At 58.6% G+C, this 21,043-nt stretch carries 18 protein-coding genes; 1 reads left to right on the top strand and 17 read right to left on the bottom strand.

Going from position 1 to position 21,043, the window contains the following annotated elements:
• Positions 1-14: 14 nt before the first annotated feature.
• From murC to LKO31_RS12350, 14 genes are all read right to left on the bottom strand, one after another.
• Positions 15-1,442: a UDP-N-acetylmuramate--L-alanine ligase gene (gene murC / locus LKO31_RS12415; protein WP_227690883.1), complete on the bottom strand. Its 1,428-nt coding sequence runs from the start codon at positions 1,440-1,442 to the stop codon at positions 15-17.
• Positions 1,442-2,623, bottom strand: a complete 1,182-nt coding sequence (gene murG / locus LKO31_RS12410) for an undecaprenyldiphospho-muramoylpentapeptide beta-N-acetylglucosaminyltransferase (protein WP_227690882.1) — start codon at positions 2,621-2,623, stop codon at positions 1,442-1,444. The genes murC and murG overlap by 1 nt, the downstream gene beginning before the upstream one ends.
• The gene (locus LKO31_RS12405; protein WP_407699283.1) at positions 2,620-3,861 is read right to left on the bottom strand and encodes an FtsW/RodA/SpoVE family cell cycle protein; all 1,242 of its coding nucleotides are present in this window, start codon (positions 3,859-3,861) and stop codon (positions 2,620-2,622) included. The genes murG and LKO31_RS12405 overlap by 4 nt, the downstream gene beginning before the upstream one ends.
• Positions 3,858-5,186, bottom strand: coding sequence for a UDP-N-acetylmuramoyl-L-alanine--D-glutamate ligase (murD, locus tag LKO31_RS12400; RefSeq protein WP_227690880.1), 1,329 nt, complete (start codon positions 5,184-5,186; stop codon positions 3,858-3,860). Before murD ends, LKO31_RS12405 begins: the two co-directional genes overlap by 4 nt.
• Positions 5,183-6,253: a phospho-N-acetylmuramoyl-pentapeptide-transferase gene (gene mraY, locus LKO31_RS12395; RefSeq protein ID WP_227690879.1), complete on the bottom strand. Its 1,071-nt coding sequence runs from the start codon at positions 6,251-6,253 to the stop codon at positions 5,183-5,185. Before mraY ends, murD begins: the two co-directional genes overlap by 4 nt.
• Entirely contained in the window at positions 6,253-7,629 is a 1,377-nt protein-coding gene (locus tag LKO31_RS12390; protein ID WP_227690878.1) for a UDP-N-acetylmuramoyl-tripeptide--D-alanyl-D-alanine ligase, read from the bottom strand. The genes mraY and LKO31_RS12390 overlap by 1 nt, the downstream gene beginning before the upstream one ends.
• A complete protein-coding gene (locus LKO31_RS12385; protein WP_227690877.1) occupies positions 7,626-9,068 on the bottom strand; it encodes a UDP-N-acetylmuramoyl-L-alanyl-D-glutamate--2,6-diaminopimelate ligase in 1,443 nt (480 codons plus the stop codon). The genes LKO31_RS12390 and LKO31_RS12385 overlap by 4 nt, the downstream gene beginning before the upstream one ends.
• A complete protein-coding gene (locus tag LKO31_RS12380; protein WP_227690876.1) occupies positions 9,065-10,759 on the bottom strand; it encodes a peptidoglycan D,D-transpeptidase FtsI family protein in 1,695 nt (564 codons plus the stop codon). The genes LKO31_RS12385 and LKO31_RS12380 overlap by 4 nt, the downstream gene beginning before the upstream one ends.
• Positions 10,756-11,364 (bottom strand): hypothetical protein, encoded by a 609-nt coding sequence (locus LKO31_RS12375; protein ID WP_227690875.1) that lies wholly within the window; start codon positions 11,362-11,364, stop codon positions 10,756-10,758. Before LKO31_RS12375 ends, LKO31_RS12380 begins: the two co-directional genes overlap by 4 nt.
• Positions 11,358-12,347 (bottom strand): 16S rRNA (cytosine(1402)-N(4))-methyltransferase RsmH, encoded by a 990-nt coding sequence (gene rsmH, locus LKO31_RS12370; protein WP_227690874.1) that lies wholly within the window; start codon positions 12,345-12,347, stop codon positions 11,358-11,360. The genes LKO31_RS12375 and rsmH overlap by 7 nt, the downstream gene beginning before the upstream one ends.
• Positions 12,344-12,844 carry a division/cell wall cluster transcriptional repressor MraZ gene (locus LKO31_RS12365; RefSeq protein ID WP_227690873.1) on the bottom strand — a complete coding sequence of 167 codons (501 nt, stop codon included), beginning with the start codon at positions 12,842-12,844 and terminating at the stop codon, positions 12,344-12,346. Before LKO31_RS12365 ends, rsmH begins: the two co-directional genes overlap by 4 nt.
• A gap of 576 nt (positions 12,845-13,420) precedes the next feature.
• Positions 13,421-14,644 (bottom strand): GldG family protein, encoded by a 1,224-nt coding sequence (locus tag LKO31_RS12360; RefSeq protein WP_227690872.1) that lies wholly within the window; start codon positions 14,642-14,644, stop codon positions 13,421-13,423.
• Positions 14,644-15,060, bottom strand: a complete 417-nt coding sequence (locus LKO31_RS12355; protein WP_227690871.1) for a hypothetical protein — start codon at positions 15,058-15,060, stop codon at positions 14,644-14,646. The genes LKO31_RS12360 and LKO31_RS12355 overlap by 1 nt, the downstream gene beginning before the upstream one ends.
• Positions 15,060-16,061: a cysteine synthase A gene (locus LKO31_RS12350; protein WP_227690870.1), complete on the bottom strand. Its 1,002-nt coding sequence runs from the start codon at positions 16,059-16,061 to the stop codon at positions 15,060-15,062. The genes LKO31_RS12355 and LKO31_RS12350 overlap by 1 nt, the downstream gene beginning before the upstream one ends.
• Positions 16,062-16,203: 142 nt before the next feature.
• Here LKO31_RS12350 and LKO31_RS12345 point away from each other — a divergent pair, with 142 nt between their 5' ends.
• Positions 16,204-18,357 carry a TonB-dependent receptor gene (locus LKO31_RS12345; protein WP_227690869.1) on the top strand — a complete coding sequence of 718 codons (2,154 nt, stop codon included), beginning with the start codon at positions 16,204-16,206 and terminating at the stop codon, positions 18,355-18,357.
• 90 nt (positions 18,358-18,447) lie between these two features.
• On the opposite strand, the gene fabG is transcribed toward LKO31_RS12345, so the two are convergent.
• From fabG to LKO31_RS12330, 3 genes are read right to left on the bottom strand one after another with little or no spacing between them, the layout of a single operon-like run.
• Positions 18,448-19,191 carry a 3-oxoacyl-[acyl-carrier-protein] reductase gene (gene fabG, locus LKO31_RS12340; protein WP_227690868.1) on the bottom strand — a complete coding sequence of 248 codons (744 nt, stop codon included), beginning with the start codon at positions 19,189-19,191 and terminating at the stop codon, positions 18,448-18,450.
• A gap of 25 nt (positions 19,192-19,216) precedes the next feature.
• Positions 19,217-20,158, bottom strand: a complete 942-nt coding sequence (gene fabD / locus LKO31_RS12335) for an ACP S-malonyltransferase (protein ID WP_227690867.1) — start codon at positions 20,156-20,158, stop codon at positions 19,217-19,219.
• 57 nt (positions 20,159-20,215) lie between these two features.
• Positions 20,216-21,043, bottom strand: coding sequence for an LD-carboxypeptidase (locus LKO31_RS12330; protein WP_227690866.1), 828 nt, complete (start codon positions 21,041-21,043; stop codon positions 20,216-20,218).

Below are 21,043 nucleotides of genomic sequence, written 5' to 3'. Positions count from 1 at the left end.
GGACGCGGCGTTTGTCACGCCGATACGGCCTTCGCCAGACCTGCTGCAAATTTGGTGATGTCGCCAGCGCCCAAGCAAATGACCATATCACCAGCCGCCAGTTCGCCCACAGCGATGGCGTCCTTGACCGCGTCAACCAAGGCATCGGGTCCAGCCAGCGTCACGGCATTGCGGTGGCCGCGATCGCGCAGCCCCTGTGCCAAGGCCGCGCTATCCACGCCGTCGATGGGCGCTTCGCCCGCCGCGAAAACAGGCATCGCCCATGTCAGGTCGGCATCGTTAAAGGCTTGCTGAAAATCATCCATATGGTCGCGCAAACGGGTAAAGCGATGGGGCTGCACCACCGCAACCACGCGTCCCGTACCCACCCCTTCGCGGGCGGCGGCCAAGACGGCGCGAATTTCGACGGGATGATGGGCATAATCGTCGATCACGCTGATGACGCCGCCATTCACCGCGATTTCCCCGACCCGCGAAAAACGGCGCTTCACACCCGCAAAGCCGTGGAAGCCCGAAATAATCTTATCTTCTGCAACGCCCATATGCACCGCCACGGCCACAGCGGCCAAGGCGTTTTGCACATTGTGGCGGCCCGACATCGGCAGGAACACGCCCTCAAGCGTTCGCAAATTGCCGTCGCGGTCGCGGATCACCACGTCAAAGCGATTGCCATCGGGACCAGACACCACATTGGTGCCGCGCACATCGGCCTGCGCCGAAAAACCATAGGTAATGATACGGCGGTCGCGGATACGCGGAATGATGCCCTGCACCTCGGGATGGTCTAGGCACAAAATGGCTGCCCCATAAAAGGGCACATTTTCAATAAATTCGACAAAACAATCTTTGATGACATCAAAGCTGCCATAATGGTCTAGATGTTCGGGGTCGATGTTGGTGACCACCGCAATGGTGCCATCCAGCCGCAGAAAGCTGCCGTCGCTTTCGTCCGCCTCAACAACCATCCAGTCCGATGCACCGAGACGGGCGTTGGAACCATAATTGTTAATGATGCCGCCGTTGATCACGGTCGGGTCAATGCCGCCCGCATCCAACAACGCCGCCACCAAGGATGTGGTCGTCGTTTTGCCATGCGTTCCGGCAATCGCCACCGTCGATTTCAACCGCATCAATTCGGCCAACATTTCGGCGCGGCGCACCACCGGGATACGCTGCGCATGGGCGGCCTCAACCTCGGGGTTGGTGCGCTTGACGGCGGTGGATGTCACCACCACAGCGACGCCATCGACATTTTCGGGGGCATGGCCGATCACCACCTTGATGCCGCGTTTGCGCAGCCCCTCAACCACATAGCCTTCGGCGATATCGCTGCCTTGGACCTGATACCCCAGATTGTGCATGACTTCGGCAATGCCCGACATGCCAATGCCGCCAATGCCCACAAAGTGAATGGTTCCAATATCTGTGGCAACGCCGCGCATTATAAGGCTCCTTTGCGGGCCGCAGCCATGCCGCCCGCCTGTAATTTATTCTTCTGCGCGCCCACACGGATGATGTCCATCATCGGCGGCGCCGTCATCGATTCCACCAGATCCGCCAGATCCCGCGTGGCATCGGGCAAACCGCAACTGGCAGCGCGCCGCGCCGCATCTTCCAATGCGCCCGCTTCCAGCGCCATTTGTTGCAAATGTTTGGCGACATTGGCAGCGGTAAATTCGGCTTGTGCAAAGGATACCGCGCCGCCCGCGTGAACCAGATCGACGACATTATGCGTTTGGTGATCATCCATCGCATGGGGATAGGGTACGAAAATAGCTGGTCGCCCTGCACAGGCCAGTTCCGCCACAGTCGACGCCCCCGCCCGCGCAATCACCAAATGCGCCCAGCGCAAACGGTCGGGAAAATCCTTGATATAGGGCATGCATTCCGCCGCAACGCCCAATTTGGCATATTCGCCGCGCACCCGTTCCAAATCGGCCTCGCGGCATTGCTGCACGACCTGCAATCGCGCCAATAAAGCGGGGGGCAAGGATGCAATTGCCGCTGGCACCACATCGCTCAGCACCGTCGCGCCCAAGCTGCCGCCCACCACCAACAGGCGGAAAATGCCATCCTGCGGCAAGGGCGGAAAGGCGTCATGGCGAATATCGACAATCTCCGCCCGCACAGGGTTGCCGGTCAAATGCACCTTGTCTTCGCATGATGCAGGTAAGCGGATAATATGACGATAGGCCACAGCAATGGCATTGACGCCGCGCGCCAAAATGCGGTTGGTGCGGCCCAGCACGGCATTTTGATCATGAATAACGCTGGCTGTCCGCGTCGCCCGCGCGGCGAGCAAGGTCGGCAAAGATGGATAGCCGCCAAAGCCCACCACGGCGGCGGGTTCATAGTCTTTGATCAAACCCATCGCCATGCGGCGGCCCTTGCGGATGGCGTTCATCGCCTTCAACCAGCCAAGCGGCCCACCGCTCATCCGGCCCGCAGGCAGAACATGCGTTTCCAATTCTGCCGGAGCGCCGGGGATTTTCAGCCCGCGATCATCGCTGACCAACGCCACGCGGTGGCCACGGTTGATCAACTCTTGTGCCAAAGCATAGGCAGGCAGCATATGCCCGCCGGTTCCCCCAGCGGACAAAAGATAGTGGCGCTTGGCCGTCATTTGCGATTCCAACTCCGCGTCATCGATATCCTAGCGGCATAGGGGTTTCTGCGGGTCAGCGACAAGAGCAAACCCATGCCAATCGACAAAGCCAAGAAAGACGACCCGCCATAGCTGATGAACGGCAGGGTCATCCCCTTTGATGGGAACAACTGCGTATTCACCGCCATATTGATCACCGCCTGCCCGCCGAATTGGGCAATCAAACCGGAAACCGCCAAGATCAGGAAATTATCTTCTTCTTCCAGCAAGCGGATCAGCACACAAATGATAATCGCCGCATAAAGCGCCAAAATCGCCAGACAGGCTATCAGGCCAAATTCCTCACCAATCACCGAGAAAATATAATCGGTATGCGCTTCTGGCAATTTAAACTTGGCCAAACCGGCACCCGGCCCCGTGCCAAATATCCCGCCCGCCGTCAGCGTGGCATGGGCGCGGTCCACCTGAAAACTGTCGCCCGTGTCGAACAACCAAATATTGATACGCTTTTGCGCGACGGGATAAAAGAAATAGGCCGCGACCAAAGACGCCAACCCCGCCCCGCCCATCAAGCCCAATATGCGAAAGGGCAATCCCGCAATCAGCACCATGACAAACCATGTGGCGACGAAAATCACTGTCTGGCCCAAGTCGGGCTGTAACATCAACATCGCGCCGACAAAGGCTGTAAAACCCAAGCTGAACCACACAACCGGCAGATTTTCACCCTTCATGCGCAGGGACAAAATCCATGCCAAGGTTATGGCGAAAAATGGCTTCAGAAACTCTGATGGTTGCAAGCGCATCACGCCGCTGCCCAGCCACCGCTTCGCGCCATTCACCTCTGTCCCGACAATCGGCACGAGCATCATCAGCACGACAAACAGCCCTGCTGCATATATCGCAAAGCGGCGGGCGACATGTTTGGGCATCATCGAAATGGCCAGCATCACCGGAACGCCCACACAAACCCAAGCAAGCTGGCGATAGAAAAAGTAAAGCGGGCTGAGGACATCTTTGCCCGACGATAATTTTTGCGCAGAAACCGGCGAAGCCGCCGCCACCGCTACCAATCCGACCGCGATTAACACCGACATCAACAGCAACAGCAAACGGTCAATTTCCCAATACCACAGGCCCAGCGGCGAACTGTCGGCGCGGCTGAGCATCGGCCCCCGCCTTTTGCTGAAGCGGGATTTGGGAAGGATGGGACGAAGCGGCGCCGCCGTTTCTATGGGGTCGGGACCGCCATTCATTCGCCTAGCGCCATCACCGCAGCGCGAAAGGCCGCGCCGCGTGCTTCATAATCGGGAAATTGGTCAAAGGAGGCGCAAGCCGGCGACAGCAAGACAATATCCCCTGCCTTGGCATGCTCGGCGGCCTGTTCCACGGCATAAGCTATGGTCTGGCTGCGCTCCACCGGCACCGCATCCCCCACTTCGTCGGCAAAGTCATTCATCGCTTCGCCAATAAAATAGGCACGCTGAATATTGCCAAAGGATGGACGGCATGCCGCCAGCCCATCGCCCTTGGGCTTACCGCCCGCAATCCAATGCAGACGCGGCTGGCCGTCAGCAGGCGGAAAGGCGGCCAAAGCCGGTGCGGTGGACGCCGCATTGGTGGCTTTGCTATCGTTAAAATAGCGCACACCTCGCCGATCGGCCACCCATTCCATGCGGTGCGGCAAGGCGGTGTAAGTGGACAGGCCCTGCTCAATGTCTTGATCGCTCAAGCCCAGCGCATGACCAACCGCTATGGCGCAGACCGCATTTTGGGCATTGTGCGGGCCTTGCAAGGCGGGCCAACGCTGTTGATCGGCGGGGTCTACGTCCAAGGTCGACACGCGCAATAGCCGCACCTTGTGGCTATCAATTGCGTCCGCGACGGCCCGCGATGGTGCGTCATCCACGCCGATCACCGCATGGCTGCCCGCCTTCATCATGCCAAACAAACGCTCTTTTGATGCGGCATAGCCTGCAAAGCCGTCGTAACGGTCCAGATGGTCTGGGGTAATATTGGTCAGCACGGCCACATCACAAGCCAGATGATGCGACAGGTCGATCTGGTAACTGCTGAGTTCCAGCACATAAACGCCATTGCCGCGATCATTGGGCTGTAGCGCATCACGTGCCATGATCGGCAAACCAATATTGCCGCCCATTAACGCGGGATAGCCCGCTTGCTGCAACATATGATGGATTAACGCCGTGACGGTGGATTTGCCATTGGTGCCTGTAATGCCCACCAATATATGCGGCGGCAATTCGGCCCGCGCCTCGGCAAATAATTCAGTGTCACCCAGCACTGGCACGCCATGATGCGCGGCATGGGCCGCAATGGGGTGGCGGTTCAGCGGTACACCCGGCGACACAACCACGCCCGCAAAACCTGACAGGTCCAGCGACAAAATATCGCCAATATCCGCGCCCAAGGCCATGGCGGCATCGCGCGCGTCAACGCGGTCATCCCACGCCGTCACGCCCGCGCCGCTGGCAATCAGGGCCTCGGTCGTCGCCAGACCAGAACGCGCCAGTCCCAGCACCGCATAACGACGACCAGCAAAGGCGCGCGCCCTAATCACCGCAGTTTCAACGTCGCAAGACCGGCCAGCGCCAACACAATCGAGATAATCCAGAAACGGATCACCACGGTCGATTCCGCCCAACCAATTTGTTCGAAATGATGGTGAATGGGGGCCATTTTAAACACCCGCCGTCCGGTGCGCTTATACCAGAACACCTGAATAATCACGGACATAGCTTCGGCCACAAACAAGCCGCCAACAATCACCAACACCAATTCATGCTGCGCGGTAACGGCAATGGTCGCCAAAGCGCCGCCCAAGGCCAAGCTGCCCGTATCGCCCATGAACACCGCCGCTGGCGGCGCATTGAACCACAAAAACGCCAAGCAGGACCCGATAATCGCCGCCGCAAACACCGCCAATTCACCGGCACCGGCCACATGGGGAATGCCCAGATATTCGGCAAATTTCACGTTGCCCGACAAATAAACGATGACCAAAAAGGTCAGGCTGGCGATCATCACGGGGAAAGTGGCCAAGCCGTCCAAGCCATCGGTCAAATTCACCGCATTGCCGAAACCGACAATCAACACCATCGCAAAGACATAATAAAGCGGACCCAGCGGGATCATCACATCGCTGAAAAATGGCAGATATAGGTCGGTTCCGGTGCGCGATACAATCAACAAAACCGCAACGCCCGCAATGGCAAATTCAATCAACAGTCGCACACGGCCCGGAATGCCGCGATGGCTGGATTTCGTCACCTTGTCCAAATCATCAATAAAACCGACAATCGCAAAACCGCTGGTCACAAAGATACAGGCCCAAACGAAGCGATTGGACAAATCCATCCACAATAGCGCCGATACCATCAAGGATATCAGCATCATCAACCCGCCCATGGTTGGCGTGCCTCGCTTGGCCAAATGCGTTTGGGGACCATCTTCACGGATCGGCTGGCCCTTGCCCTGCCGCATCCGCAGCATCGCAATGAAGCGCGGACCAATCAACAAACCGATAATCAGCGCCGTCGCCACCGCAGCCCCTGAACGAAAGCTCAGATAGCGAAAAAGATTCAATACGCCCGGAAAATCAAGCCATTCCGCCAGCCAATATAGCATTAAAATTCCCCACTGGTCAGCGCCGTCACCAAATGCGACAGGCCAACACTGTTCGACCCTTTGATCAACACCACATCATTTGGCTGAATCAATGAACGCAGCAACGCCTTGGCGGCTGCGTGGTCGGGCACATGCGCCAATTCCATGTCCCTCTCAAGCGCTTTGGCAAGCGGGGCCATTTCAGGGCCAACCAAGACGGCGAATTGCACCGCTGCGGCGATGAGTGGAGGTGCCAGTTCCGCATGATAGCGGTCGCTATCCGCGCCCAGTTCCTTCATCGCGCCCAATATGGCGATGTGCCGACCACCCGACTCGTCACCAAATTGTTTGATCGTCGCTGTCATCGACGCGGGGTTGGCATTATAGCTTTCGTCAATGATGCGGGCCGTTCCGCGTTCCAGCGATATGCGGTGGCGCGCGCCGCGTCCCGCCAGCCCTGCCATTTCCGCAAAGGCCAGTCCAGCAGCGGGCAGATCCCCACCCACCGCTTTGACGGCGGCCAGCACGGCCAAGCTATTGGCCACCCAATGCGCGCCCGACTGGGCGATGCTGTAGCAAAGCAAGCTGTCCTGAACCTGCGCGGTGACAATCGACCCGCCCTGTCCATCGGCCAGCCAATCAACGGCGCGCACATCCGCCCCCTCACCCAGCCCGAAACTGACGATATGGGCGGCGTGCTGCTCTGCCTTGGCGCGCAGGCGGGCATAATGGGGACTATCATAAGGCAAGATAGCGGTGCCATCAGCCTGCAAGCCTTCAAAAATCTCGCCCTTCGCGTCCGCAATGGCGCTTTCGTCGGCGAAAAACTCCATATGCGCGGGGGCAATGGTGGTCACAATCGCCACATGGGGGCGGACCATCTGCGTCAATTCCGCCAATTCGCCCGCATGGTTCATGCCCATTTCGAACACGCCATAATCCATGGTCGAACCCATGCGCGCCAAGCTGAGCGGCACACCGACATGATTATTATAGCTTTTCACCGAACGATGGGCGCGGCCAGGCCGAAAACGGTCCAGCGCCGCAAATAGCGCCTCTTTTGTGCCTGTCTTGCCCGCCGATCCCGTGACGCCAATAATATGCCCATGACTGCGATTGCGCGATGCCGTGCCCAACGCGCCCAGCGCGGCCGCGCTATCCGCCACTTTGACATGGGGATGATCAATATGGGTTTCGCACAAAATCGCCGCAGCGCCCGCCGCAATCGCTTTGTCGATAAAGAAATGGCCGTCGCTGGCCTCGCCCTTCATGGCGATAAACAAATCACCCGCCTGCACCTCGCGACTGTCAAAGGCCACGCCCTTGACGGTGAAATCCGCGCTGGCAACGCCGCCTGTCGCGGCGGCAATGGCTTTGGCTGTCCATAAAGGCGTCATGCGGCACATTCTCTTGCAACGCTTACATCATCAAATGGGATCACGCGCACATCCGCGCCCGCCCCAATAATCTGGCCCTGTTCATGCCCCTTGCCGGCGATGCAGACGATATCTTGCCCGCCCGCCATGGCGATGGCTTGGGATATAGCTTGGCGGCGGTCGCCAATGATCAGCGCATCGGGCGCACCCGCCGCTATGGCGGCGCGAATTGCCGCAGGGTCTTCGCCGCGCGGATTATCATCGGTGATAATTTGCACATCAGCCTTGGCCGCCGCGACATGGCCCATTTCCGGTCTTTTGGCCTGATCACGGTCGCCGCCAGCGCCGAACACCAAAATCAACCGCCCCTCGGCATGGGGACGCAGGGCATCCAAGGCAGCGCCCAAAGCATCCGGCGTATGGGCATAATCCACATAGATGGGCGCGCCAGCACGGCTGATGCCCGCGCGCTCCAAGCGGCCCCGTACCGGCTGCAAGCGTTCCAAATCGGCCAAGGTCCGGCCAATATCTTGGCCGCTCGCCATGACAATGCCCGCCGAAACCAGCGCATTGGCCACTTGATAGCCGCCAATCAGCGGCAGGCTGACGGTATAATCCTTGCCCAAATGGCGCAATTGCAGCATTTGGCCCAGCGCGGTCACCTGACGGTCCATTAGGCGCAAGTCATCGCCCTGCGCGCCCACAGTCATCATCTGCAACCCGCGCGCACGCGCAATATCCGCCACTTGGCCCGACCGCGGATCATCCGCCCAAATCACGGCCGCGCCTCCATCGACCACCACTTCGCGGAACAGGCGCATTTTGGCGTCGAAATAAGCGTCCATCGTCTGGTGATAATCCAGATGATCATGGCTTAAATTGCTGAACGCGCCGATCTGAACCGGCAGGCCCTCGGTGCGATATTGATGCAAGCCATGGCTGGATGCTTCAAAGGCCGCATGGGTCACACCCTCTGCCGCCAGACCCGCCATATTGGCCAAAAATGTCACCACGTCCGGCGTGGTCAGGCCCGTCACCACACGGTCATCGCCGGTGGTGATACCCAAGGTGCCAATAGACGCCGCATGAAAACCAGCCATGCGCCACAATTGGCGGGTCATTTCAACAATCGACGTTTTGCCATTGGTGCCCGTTACCGCCGCACAGGTGCCAGGAAATTGCGGGAAATAACGTGCCGCCATTTGGGCGAACAATTGGCGCGGATTATCGGACGCAACATGCACCGCACCGTCCACCCGTGCTTCGGGCCGCGCAACGATGACATTGGCCCCCGCGGCGATGGCGGCGGGAATATAATCCTCGCCATTCACACGTTCGCCAACAAAGGCCCCAAAAATATTGCCTGACGTAATCTTGCGGTGGTCAATCGCCAACCCCGTCACCAACGGGTCGGCGCTGGTTTTAAAACCTATGGGCAGCAAGGATGAAAGCTGGGTCATATTCCCTCCGCGCCCTTGTTCAACAAAGGAGTCAGTTCGGAAACGTCCACATCGCGACTTTCATCTGGAAACACACCCAGCATTGGCCCTGCCCGCGTAACGACATTTTTCACCACAGGTGCCGCCGTCCAACCGGCAGTGCGCTGACCACTGCTATAGGCGTTTCCTTTGGGCTCATCAATCATCACGATCAAGACATATCGCGGGTTATCCATGGGAAACGCTGATGCAAATGTCGAAACCAAGCTGCTGCGGCGATAGCCGCCCACACCGGGTTTTTCAGCGCTGCCGGTTTTCCCGCCTATCCGAAACCCTGGGGCATTGGCTTTGCGGCCCGTGCCATCCGATACAATCAGGCGTAGCAGTTGCCGCATACGGGCGCTGGTCGATTCCTTGAACACCCGCACGCCCTTCGGCGCTTCACCATCCCCAATTTTACGGATGGTGGCCGGACGATAAATGCCGCCATTCACCATCGCAGCATAGGCATTGGCCAAATGCAGCGGCGTTACTGCAATACCATGACCAAAGCTGGTGGTCAGCGTCGTCAAACGCCCCCAATGGCGCGGCCACAGTGGAAAGGCGCGTTCCTTAATGTCAATTTCGGGCCGCGCATCAAATTTCAAATTGCGGAACATATGTTCCATATTTTCACGGCCCATTTCGTCCGCGATGCGCGCCGTGGTGATATTGCTGCTTTGCATCAATGTTTCGGGCACATTCAACCAGCGCCCCGCCGAATGGCTGTCGCGAATGCGGAAACCAGCAATCGCCAACGGCTGGGTCGCATCATAGCGGCGGGCCATGCTGGTAACGGTGCCCGCGTCAATGGCGGCAGCCACCGTCAATGGTTTGAAAGTCGAACCCAATTCATACAGGTTGTGCGTCATAGCATTGCGGCGCGCTGCCATGCTGCTGCCCGCCAATTTGTTGGGATTATAGGTTGGCAGCGACGACATGGCCAATACTTCGCCGCTATGCACGTCTAAAATAATGCCCGCGCCGCCCAAAGCCTCTAGGTTGGTGACAGCGGTGGTCAGCTCGCTTTCCAACACACCTTGAACGCGGCTATCCAGCGACACGGCGAAGGGTTGCCCACGCGTCGCCTTGTCGGTCAATTGCTCGTTAAACGCCCCTTCAATGCCGCTGACACCCTGTCCATCGGCATCGGTGAAACCCAGCACATGGGCGGCCAAACTGTCTTGGGGATAAAGGCGTTCCAATTCACGGGGGAAATCAATGCCAATTTCGCCAATCGCATTGACTTGGGCCACTTCGTCGGGCACCGCGCGGCGGCGCAAATAGGTGGATCGTTCCCCCGTCAGCTTGGCGTAAAATTCCGATCGGGGCGTATCGGGGAAAATCTTGACCAACTCGTCCGCCAGAAAAGCTGGACTGTTCAAGATTTTCGTGGGGTCCACACGAATGGAATATCCGTTGATGGTCCGCGCCAATGGCACGCCATTGCGGTCCACAATATCGGCGCGAATGGGCATAAACGCGCCCGAATAGCCGCTGCGCGATGCTGTTTCATCGAACAGACCATAATAAAGCAAGCGCCCACCGATCAGCACAAAAGCCGCGATGAACAACAGCATCATGATCATCAAGCGTTGCTGCGCGGTCAGCAAATTTTGCTGCCGCGCCCCAACGGATTGGCTCCGTGCGGGACGGACGACCAATGTGCTCATTTGGGTGCGTTACCCGCCTCGGCTTCGCGGGCCGCGTCGGCCTTTAATTGGGCCAAAGTGGACTTCGCAAGCAGTTGGTCCTCGATCATCCGCAATTGTTCGCGGCGGCGCGTCTGCACCATTTGGGGCGATGCGTCGCTGGCGATTTCAAAGGATGCGCGAACCAGTCCAGATTTTTGACCCAGCCCAACATTATTCGCACGGCCCGGCCCCTCCAGTTGCGGGAGGGGCTTGGATTCTTGCAAATCGACGGGGCTGACCATGGCCATCAACACCGGTTCAACATCATTGGCCCCCACAGCATGGGGCAGACGGTCCAGCGACGCCAATTGCCGTTCGTTCGACAAATATTGTTCAGCGGTGGGCGCACCATAACCAAAGCTTTCGGCGTTCCACTTTTCCAACTGACGCAAGGAAGCGCGCACGGCCAGTTCCGCTTCCAAATAGCGGATATTGTCACGCGATGCGACAATTTGCCGTTCGATGCGCGTCAATTCGCTGCGCTTGGCGGCGACCTTCAAGGATACTGGATAAAGGAACATCGCAAAGATCAGCACCAGCAGGACCAGACCGATCCCCTGAAGCTTGCGGGCTGCCATTAACATGATCCTGCCTCCTTCTTTGCGTTGCCGCCGATATCATCTGTCCAACTGGGCGCATCCGTGCGAACGGCGCTGCGCAAGGTCGCCGACCGTGCCCGTGGGTTGCGGGCTTCTTCTTCTTTGCTGGGCCGTATCTTTTTGGCGGGCGTTCCGAATGTCGGTGCCTTTTCTTGGCCCTTGGCGACAGGCATGTGGCGCGAACCACCGGACATGCTGCCACTGCGTTCTTTGAAAAAGCGTTTGACGATGCGGTCTTCCAAACTGTGGAATGTCACCACAGCCAAACGGCCACCGGGCTTTAACATGCGCTCGGCGGCTTCCAACCCAGCCGTCAATTCGTCCAGTTCGCCATTGATATGAATGCGAATGGCTTGAAAACTGCGGGTCGCGGGGTCTTTGGGTGCGCCGGGCGGGTGACGCAGCGCCTTGCGAATAAGCACGGCCAGTTCCGCTGTCCGGCTCAGCGGACGGGCCGCCACAATGGCGCGGGCGACGCGGCGCGACTGGCGCTCATCCCCATAATGGAACAGCACGTCCGCAATATCCGCTTCGTCAGCACGGTTCAGCCATTCCGCCGCCGTTTCGCCGTCTTGCGCCATGCGCATGTCCAGCGGACCATCGGATTGAAAGGAAAAGCCCCGCTCGCCGCGATCAAGCTGCATGGACGACACGCCAATGTCGAACACCACGCCGTCCAACGCGCCAATGCCATGCTGGGCCAGCAATTGATCCATTTCACCAAAGCGGCCATGGATCAGGCGCAATTGGCCCTTGGCTTCGGCCACCAAGTTCTGCCCTTCGGCAATGGCGTCAGGGTCGCGGTCAAACGCCACAACCTGCGCGCCGGCCGCCATCAAGGCGCGGGTATAGCCGCCAGCACCAAAGGTCGCGTCGGCGTGCAATTCGCCAGCGGAAATTTGCAACGCGGCGACAATTTCGTCGCGTAAAACAGGGTCATGGCGCGGATCACGAGGAAGATCGGTCATTTCTTGCCCTTCCCCTTGGTGTCCGCCCATGCGGCGGCCAAACGCTTCAGCACAGGATCGGCCTCGACACATTCGGCCAAAGTCGGCAACCACCAAATTTCAAAGCGCCGACCACTGCCCACAAATGCCGCAGCGCCGGCATCGCCGACGCGGTCACGGTGAATGAAGCTGGGTAGAAAACGTCCACTATCATCAAGGGCATAGGGCTCGGTGTAACTAAAGCGCTTTTTAAATTCACTGTCTTCATCAAAATCAATGTCGCGCAATCTGGCGGTTTCACGGTCGCGCTCAATTTCACTGTTCAGCCGGTCATATTGATCCTGACCATAGCCGACAAGACATGGCAGCTTTTCATGGAAACCAACCCACAACACCCGTTGGCCATCCGCATTGAGGGGCACATTATTGCGGAATTGAGAGGGCACAGCAACGCGCCCCTTGCCGTCGATCGCAGCGAAGTTGGTGCCAGCATATTGACCGGGCGTCACAACCGCCATCGAGAAGCCCCCTGTCCTATGCGCCACCGGGCAAAACTTCCCCGTCTCGGAAAATCACATGCCGAATTCCAAGCATCATCGAGTCAGGTGGAGATTGCCCCTCTCCGACACCTGAGTATCAACAGTTAATCGGGGTGAAAAGGGGTAAAATAGGGAAATTAGGGGCCAAAACTCCATTTCGTCGCAAAACACCTATCAGAAATGGGGAACGTACGCCAAATCCCCTCCAACCCCGCATAAGGAAAGAATTGAAATCATAGAAAAAACGGGAAAAATTGCCCCAGTGGGGCGCTCACCCCATATGATGACCCGTTGTCATCAAATTTGGATACAATTCTGGGAAAAGCGCGCCCTTCAGGCCTATTTCTGGATCACATCAGGCACCAACGCCTCATTTCCCCCCATTGTGGGGCAGGCAATCTGGCCGCACAGAAACGAACGGAGCGCACCAATACCTATTGGATGAGCTTAGATAACCATTTGCTAGCGATCCGTAGAAAATGTCCTGCCCATCAATTGGGGTCAATTGGGCTGCGAAAACTCGCCCCACCCCGACCAGCCTAGCTGGACAATCGGTTAATCATAAAGCTGGGCGATGCCCGCCGCACGCCGATACTCTGGCTTGATCCAGATCGGCTGTAACCAACGCCGCGCGACATGACGCCCCCATAATTGCTGTGCTGTCCAATATAGCACATCCGATTTCATCAGATGCGCCGCGTCCCAGCCCTCCGGTTCCCACAAGGGCGCGTAAAGCAAGTCAGCGTCACCCAAAATCACGGCCCGCCCCCGCCCAATTTGACAGGTCAGCGCGCGATTATCCCCAAGGATTTGACATTGGGGCGGCCAGCGGTGGAACCGCCCATTGCTGTGCAACCACAGGCCATGATCACGGCCACCCTGCCATGTCGCGCCGCCCTCACCATGCGCAGCCGCGCTTAATATTATGCCCCAATGGTCCAACAAGGGGGTCAGCAGGCTGGTGATCGGCGGATTGCGCGTGTCGCCCAGCGGGTGCGCCGCGGGCCATGACGACAAAGCATCCGCCAAAATCAACGCACGCCCACCGGACCGCACATGCGCATCGACCGCCACCAAATCCTGCGGCGTCATCGCGCGCGGATGGGCCAAAAACAATGTCTGATCAGGCGTTAGCGCGGTGCCGTCCAAACTATCGACCATCGAAATCGGGCCAAGATGTTCGAGTTTTTGCAGCACGATATCGTCATGCGTGCGGCCAGCAAAAATGTCGGTAAAATCGTCGCTACCTGCCCAGCGCAGCGGCAGGCTGGTGATCATAATCGCGCGCCCTGCGCCCGCCCCCGCGCGTGCGGGACTATAGGCCCCTGACAACGCCATGTGGGCCGCAACCAACCACACAAGTGTCAATGCGCAGCAAATGCCAAAAATTAGCGCCCCGTGCAGGCGGTGCCAGCGAACAACCATTCCACTGATCAGCCAGCAAAGTACAAAAGCCAAGGCCACAGCCAATATCTGTGCGGCCAGCACCCCAGCAGACGCATCCGCCCAAAACAGCACCATCGCCGCTTGGACAGCCATCAACGCCGTCAACAAGCCCACCGCGCTAGCGCCTGCGGCCAGAAGCGATTGCCTCCGCATCCGCCATGCCTGCCAGCATAAAATCGGCATCAACCACGGAATGACCAGTGCCGGGTCCAGCCGCCCCAATGGCTGCTGCCACCCCATAAACCAAGCCAGCGCCAGCAACACAGCCAGCCCAATAAATCCGCCACCGCAACGCAGGGCCAAGCGGCGCAGGGCCATCGGGGCAATGGGCATCAGTGCTTAATCTGCCGCACCCGTTCCAATTCAGGGTCAGGTTCCAAATCTGGTACGCTGCTACGCCCGATATTGCTGATCATATGCCCATCATCAGATGACAGGGGGGAGCCGCCATTTGGCTTGGCACCACTGCCATCCTTGGACACGGGCTGAACGCCCAATTCCTCTAGCGGGGCATTGGTCACGGCGCCGGTGTTCTGGCTATCATGGGCAGCTATTTCGACACCTTGCACATTTTGCCGCGCACGGTCACTGGCCAGACCAGCCATCGCCACCAATAACAAAATGATCAACACACCGCCAATGCCAATTTGCAAACGGCGCATGGTGTCGTGCCCCGTGGGTACAAGCGGCGCCACCTGTGCGGTGGCAGGCGGCGGCGATGCGCCCAGAACGTCGGGCGAAACCGGCATCAGGCCGCACCATCCTGTTCGGGCGAACTGTCAAGCGGCAACCCCTTGCTGGCCAGCCATTCAGGGTTGAACAGCGTGGATAGATAGCGAAAGCCGCTGTCGCACAGCACGGTGACGATGCGTTTGCCGGGGCCCAATTCGCGCGCCAAGGCCATGGCACCCGCCACGTTAATGCCGGACGACAGGCCAACACACAGCCCCTCATCCCGCAGCAAAGCCCGTGCGACCGCCAAACCTTCCTCGTCAGAAATGCGGAATTGCGTGTCAATCGGCGCACCTTCCAAATTAGCGGTGATGCGGTTTTGGCCAATGCCTTCGGCAACACTGCTGCCCTCGGGCTTTAATTCGCCATGCTTATAATAATTATACAGGCCCGCACCATGCGGATCGGTCAGCGCCACCACGATATCCGGATTATGTGCTTTCAGGCCCAAACCGATACCCGCAACCGTACCACCCGTGCCCGCTGCACAGGTAAAGCCGTCAATACGGCCATCCATTTGCTGCCAAATTTCTTCGGACGTGCCCATGATATGGGCTTTACGATTCGCGATATTGTCAAATTGATTGGCCCAGATCGCATTGTCCCGCTCTTCGGCAATGCGGCGCGATGTGTGCACAAAATGGCCGGGGTTCGCGAAGGGCGCGGGCGGCACCAACACCAATTCCGCACCCAAGGCGCGAATCGTGGCCATTTTTTCGGCGCTTTGGTTATCCGGCATGACGATGATCGTCTTATAACCCAATGCGTTGGCGACCAACGCTATCCCAATGCCGGTGTTGCCCGCCGTGCCTTCAACAATGGTGCCGCCGGGACGCAAGCTGCCATTTTCTTCGGCATCGCGCACAATGTAGAGCGCGGCACGATCCTTCACGCTACCGCCCGGATTGGCATATTCACATTTCGCCCAGATTTCACATCCGGTCGCTTCGCTCGGTCCTTTAAGCAGGACAAGCGGGGTGTTTCCAATCAGGTCTAAGCTGTTCGTGGCAATAGTCATGCCCACTGATTTAAGCTGCCAATGCCGCCCCCGCAAGTCGCCAAAGCAACATGGCCACCTTGAAAAAGTGCAAAAAGCATTTGCGCTTGATATAGTATATCATTACAGACACTGCATAACACCCGAAATTCAGGATAATAACATGCGCCAACCGCCTGCTGCTTCTGTTTCCTCCATGGCTTTTTCCCTAGCCGCTCTTTTCGCCGTCCCCCTGACTGCTCAGGCACAAAGCGCTGCTGCCAAAGATGATTTCCACGCCAATGACGATATCGTCATAACCGCCCCCTATGTCGCGGGGTTGGATATTTTGGGCCATGTCAGCGTAATCGAAGGCGATGAATTGGCACGTGATATGCGCGGGCAAATTGGCGACAGCCTGACCCGCCAAGCGGGCGTATCAGCCACCAGTTTTACGGCGGGTGCGTCCCGCCCCATCTTGCGCGGCTTTTCGGGCGATCGCGTGCGGATTTTAACCGATGGTATCGGGTCCATTGACGCATCGGCCAGCAGCGCCGACCATGCCGTCACGCTTGATCCGCTAACGGTCGAACGGGTCGAAATTTTGCGCGGCCCCGCCGTCTTGCTGTTCGGCAGCCAAGCCATTGGCGGCGCAGTGAATTTATTCGACCGCCGTATTCCGCGCGACGTGCCAACCGACCATGCGCATGTTCACGCCATTGCCGGATATGGCACCGCGGCCAAAGACCGCAGCATAGGCGCATCCATTGATGTTCCGCTCAGTTCCAACATCGCCATGCATTTGGACGGCAGTTGGCGCAAAAGCGGCGACCTGCGCACCGGTGGCCCGATCATCGCCAGCGACCTGCGCCATGACATGCTGCACGCCGCCGAACATGAAGCCGCCGACGGCCACACCGAAGAAGCGGAGGAACTAACCCAAGCCGCCAACCGCCGGGGCCGCATAGCAGACACAGCCAGCCAGACATGGACCGTTGGCGGCGGCATTGCCCTAATCAACGAAGGCGGCCAATTGGGCCTGTCCATCGCGCATTATAACAGCGATTATGGCGTGCCGCTGCGCCCAAGCTTTACCGACCATCACGCTGGCGGCGACCACGACCACGATCATGGCGATGATGGCGGCCACCATCACGGCGACGAAGCCGTAACCATTGGCATGAAACAATGGCGCGCCGATGTGCGCGGCGAATTGGAACTGGGCGATGGATTTTTCGACAAATTGCGCCTGCGTGGGGCCTTTGCCGATTATCGCCACACCGAATATGAAGGCAGCGAAGTTGGCACTATTTTTACCAACACCGGTGTCGAAGGCCGCTTGGAGCTCAGCCAAAATGCGCGCGGCGGATGGCGCGGGGCCAGCGGCGTGCAATATAGCCACCGCGATTTCAACGCCGTTGGTGCCGAAGCCTTTGTCCCGCGCAACCTGACAGAGAATATGGCCGTCTTCACCCTACAAGAATGGGACTTGGGCCGTTTTGGTGTCGAAGCAGGCGCGCGTTATGAACATGCGCGTATCAAAGCACCGACCTTGGGCTACAATCGCAGTTTTGGTGATTTTTCGGGGGCCTTGGGCGGCAATGTCAAATTGACCGACCAAGTAAAATTGGGCGTCACCTTGGCCCGCACCGTCCGCGCTCCGTCCGCCGAAGAACTTTATTCGGGCGGCCCGCATATCGCGACACAGGCCTATGAAATGGGCAACCCATTGCTGAAAGCGGAAAAAAGCTGGGGCGCCGAAGCCAATTTGCGCTGGCGCAGCGCTGGGGCCAGCCTGACATTGTCTGGATATTCCAACTGGTTCGATGATTTCATCTTCTCATCCGCGACGGGCGAGACGGACCATGGCCTGCCCGTCTTTCAATATATGCAGCAAGACGCCCATGTCTGGGGCTTTGAAGCCGAAGCCAAGGCCGACCTCGCCACCATTGGTGCGTTCAAGCTGAGCGCCGAGGGTGTGGCGGACATGACCCGCGCCAAGATCAAGGGCAATGTCGATGAACATGCCCCGCGCATTCCACCACTGCGCTTGCTGGGCGGCTTGGCGATGACCAGCGACAATCTGACGCTGCGCGGCGAAGTGGAATGGACCGACGATCAGACGCGGGTTGGCGCGCATGAAACCGCAACCAAAGGCTTTACGATGGTCAACGCCTCCATCGATTGGCGGCCCCTGCCCGATCAGCAAAATCTGACACTATCTTTGTCCGCCAATAATATCTTTGATGTCGAGGCGCGCCGACACGCCAGCTTCACCAAAGATTATGTAGCGCTGGCGGGCCGCGATGTGCGGGTATCGGCGCGGGCGACTTTCTAGCGCCTCACTCCTTCGCCAAATAAGAAAAGCCCGCTGCCTATCCACAGGCAGCGGGCTTTTCTTTATTCGTCAGATCAGAGCGGAGAGCGATTAGCTCATCATCGCCATGCCGCCGTTCACATGCAGAGTTTGGCCCGTCACATAATTGGCTTCGCGCGAGGCAAGGTAAACCACCGCCGCTGCGATATCACTGCCTTCGCCCATCCGGCCAGCGGGGATGCGCTGGTTGAGCGCTTCCTTTTGGGCGTCCGGCAACACGTCAGTCATCGCCGTGGCAATAAAGCCGGGCGCGACACAATTGACGGTCACATTGCGGCTGGCCAATTCCTGTGCCAGCGCCTTGCTCATGCCGACAACGCCAGCCTTGGACGCCGCATAATTGGCTTGGCCAGGGTTGCCAGTCGCGCCAACCACGCTGGTGATCGAAATGATGCGGCCATGGCGCGCTTTCATCATGGGCTTGGCTGCAGCGCGCATCAAACGGAAGGTCGCTTCCAAATTGATGCGGATCACATCCGCCCATTCATCATCCTTCATTCGCATGATGAGGTTATCGCGGGTCACGCCAGCATTGTTCACCAAAATGTCCAGCTTGCCGCCCAAGGCGTCGACAGCCGAAGGCACCAAAGCGTCAACAGCCGCGGCATCACCAAGGTTGCAAGGCAGCGCGACATGGTCGCCGCCCAAGCTGTCCCGAAACGCGTTGAGCTTGTCCACATTGCTGCCCGAAACGGCGATGCGCGCACCTTGGGCCGCCAAGGCCTTTGCCACAGCCGAGCCAATGCCGCCCGAAGCGCCCGTTACCAATGCTGTCATACCAGTCAGGTCGAACATATAAATTCTCCTATACTATCTGTAATTAAAGCGACTTCAGCAGAGCTTCGATATCATCCATGGTGATGATGCTGCTGGTTTCGACCTCGCCAGTGGCGCTGCGTTTCACCATCGGTGTTAGCACTTTACCGCCCAATTCCACGAAGTGCGCTACGCCAATCTCTTCCATGGCGCGCACGCTTTCGCGCCAGCGCACACGGCCCGTCACTTGCTGCACCAACAAGTTGCGGATGGTTTCGGCATCGCTAACCGGCGCAGCGGTTACGTTGGCAATCACAGGGACGACCGGTGCATTGGGTGCATTTTCGGTCAAGGCCGCCGCCATGGCTTCCGCCGCAGGCTGCATCAATGGGCAGTGGAAAGGCGCGGACACGGGCAACAACACGCCGCGCTTAATGCCATAATCCTTCACCAAGCCAACAGCGCGTTCCACCGCAGCCTTATGACCCGAAATCACCACTTGGCTGGGGTCATTATCATTGGCGACGGTAACGATTTCCCCTTCGGCGGCCGAAGCATCGGCCAGCTTTTGCGCGGTGTCGATATCCGCGCCCAGCAAAGCCGCCATTGCGCCAACGCCCACGGGCACAGCCGCCTGCATGGCTTGGCCGCGCACCTTCAGCAAGCGCGCCGTGGTGCCCAGATCAAAGGCACCCGCTGCGCATAAGGCGCTATATTCGCCCAAGCTGTGTCCCGCGACATATTGCGCCTTGTCCGCCAAGCTGATGCCGCCTTCGATTTCCAGCACGCGCAATGTCGCAATGGCATTGGCCATAATCGCAGGCTGGGCATTTTCGGTCAGCGTCAAATCGCTTTCGGGGCCTTCGCTCATCAGCTTGAACAGATTTTGGCCCAGCGCGTCGTCCACTTCTTGGAACACTTCGCGCGCGTGAACCGATGCGTCTGCCAAGGCCTTGCCCATGCCGACCGATTGGCTGCCCTGACCTGGAAAGATGAATGCACGCATGATGCGTCCCCTGCGTTGGTTATTGGTAAAAACGAATTTGGCCCCGCGCCTATTCGTTCACCCCGCGCGATGCAAGCCGAACGGGACGACATGATTATCCGCATCATGGCCGATATTCATGCGCCCGCCATAGATCAGGCCCATTTTCGCGCACCAATAGCGCGCAATTTCCTCGGCCTCCATGCCAAAAGGCCGGTCATTTTCGGGCACGGCACTCACGCGACCCAAGGCCATACCCGCCGCGCCCCGCGCCGCCAAATTGCTGGCGACATGAAAAAAGGCCCGGTCGAAAGCATAAAGATATTCGCTCACTTCCTCGACAATCACCATATGGCCGGCCAAGTCCGGTTCCAATTCCGTGCCCAGCAGCATCGACAGCGTCATCAAATTAAATGCCGCATAGCGTGTGCCATGCCGCAATTCCGGCGCGAGGGTGGATGGGCTGCGCGACACCAGCCAATCGAGCGCGCGCAATATCGCATCATCCCCGCGGTCACGGTTGATGTCCGACACCATCGGGCCATGCGCCACATGGTCAAATCCGTCGCGGTATAGCGCCGCCAACATATTGCCTTGGTCGCTATAACCCAAAAAGGCTTTGCCGCGCGCCGCAGGCCCCATCGCCGCCACCGCCTGCGCCGCGATACGGCATGCGCCATAGCCGCCCTTGGCAAACCAAATGGCGTCAATATCCGACCTGTTCGCCATATCGACCAACGCCTTTAAACGCCGCGCATCATCGCCTGCAAAATGCCCATGGCTGGCGAAACATTGCGGATCGAAAATCAATTCCAATTCGCCATAACCCATGGCAGCCAAGGCCTGCACCGCCTCTGCATCATCCGGCGTAATCGCGGTGGACGGGGCGGTTATGGCAATACGCAT

The organism is Sphingopyxis yananensis (genome assembly GCF_020687785.1).
GTDB lineage: Bacteria > Pseudomonadota > Alphaproteobacteria > Sphingomonadales > Sphingomonadaceae > Sphingopyxis > Sphingopyxis yananensis.
Note: the sequence above shows the minus strand (reverse complement) of the source record. Positions and strands in the feature narration are given on the sequence as shown.

What these genes read in the sequence shown, in the direction of transcription:
- murC (WP_227690883.1), bottom strand. Translation starts at nt 1,442, where the DNA reads ATGCGCGGCGTTGCCACAGATATTGGAACCATTCACTTTGTGGGCATT.
- murG (WP_227690882.1), bottom strand. Translation starts at nt 2,623, where the DNA reads ATGACGGCCAAGCGCCACTATCTTTTGTCCGCTGGGGGAACCGGCGGG.
- LKO31_RS12405 (WP_407699283.1), bottom strand. Translation starts at nt 3,861, where the DNA reads ATGAATGGCGGTCCCGACCCCATAGAAACGGCGGCGCCGCTTCGTCCC.
- mraY (WP_227690879.1), bottom strand. Translation starts at nt 6,253, where the DNA reads ATGCTATATTGGCTGGCGGAATGGCTTGATTTTCCGGGCGTATTGAAT.
- LKO31_RS12390 (WP_227690878.1), bottom strand. Translation starts at nt 7,629, where the DNA reads ATGACGCCTTTATGGACAGCCAAAGCCATTGCCGCCGCGACAGGCGGC.
- LKO31_RS12385 (WP_227690877.1), bottom strand. Translation starts at nt 9,068, where the DNA reads ATGACCCAGCTTTCATCCTTGCTGCCCATAGGTTTTAAAACCAGCGCC.
- LKO31_RS12380 (WP_227690876.1), bottom strand. Translation starts at nt 10,759, where the DNA reads ATGAGCACATTGGTCGTCCGTCCCGCACGGAGCCAATCCGTTGGGGCG.
- LKO31_RS12375 (WP_227690875.1), bottom strand. Translation starts at nt 11,364, where the DNA reads ATGTTAATGGCAGCCCGCAAGCTTCAGGGGATCGGTCTGGTCCTGCTG.
- rsmH (WP_227690874.1), bottom strand. Translation starts at nt 12,347, where the DNA reads ATGACCGATCTTCCTCGTGATCCGCGCCATGACCCTGTTTTACGCGAC.
- LKO31_RS12365 (WP_227690873.1), bottom strand. Translation starts at nt 12,844, where the DNA reads ATGGCGGTTGTGACGCCCGGTCAATATGCTGGCACCAACTTCGCTGCG.
- LKO31_RS12360 (WP_227690872.1), bottom strand. Translation starts at nt 14,644, where the DNA reads ATGCCCATTGCCCCGATGGCCCTGCGCCGCTTGGCCCTGCGTTGCGGT.
- LKO31_RS12355 (WP_227690871.1), bottom strand. Translation starts at nt 15,060, where the DNA reads ATGCCGGTTTCGCCCGACGTTCTGGGCGCATCGCCGCCGCCTGCCACC.
- LKO31_RS12350 (WP_227690870.1), bottom strand. Translation starts at nt 16,061, where the DNA reads ATGACTATTGCCACGAACAGCTTAGACCTGATTGGAAACACCCCGCTT.
- LKO31_RS12345 (WP_227690869.1), top strand. Translation starts at nt 16,204, where the DNA reads ATGCGCCAACCGCCTGCTGCTTCTGTTTCCTCCATGGCTTTTTCCCTA.
- fabG (WP_227690868.1), bottom strand. Translation starts at nt 19,191, where the DNA reads ATGTTCGACCTGACTGGTATGACAGCATTGGTAACGGGCGCTTCGGGC.
- fabD (WP_227690867.1), bottom strand. Translation starts at nt 20,158, where the DNA reads ATGCGTGCATTCATCTTTCCAGGTCAGGGCAGCCAATCGGTCGGCATG.
- LKO31_RS12330 (WP_227690866.1), bottom strand. Translation starts at nt 21,043, where the DNA reads ATGCGTATTGCCATAACCGCCCCGTCCACCGCGATTACGCCGGATGAT.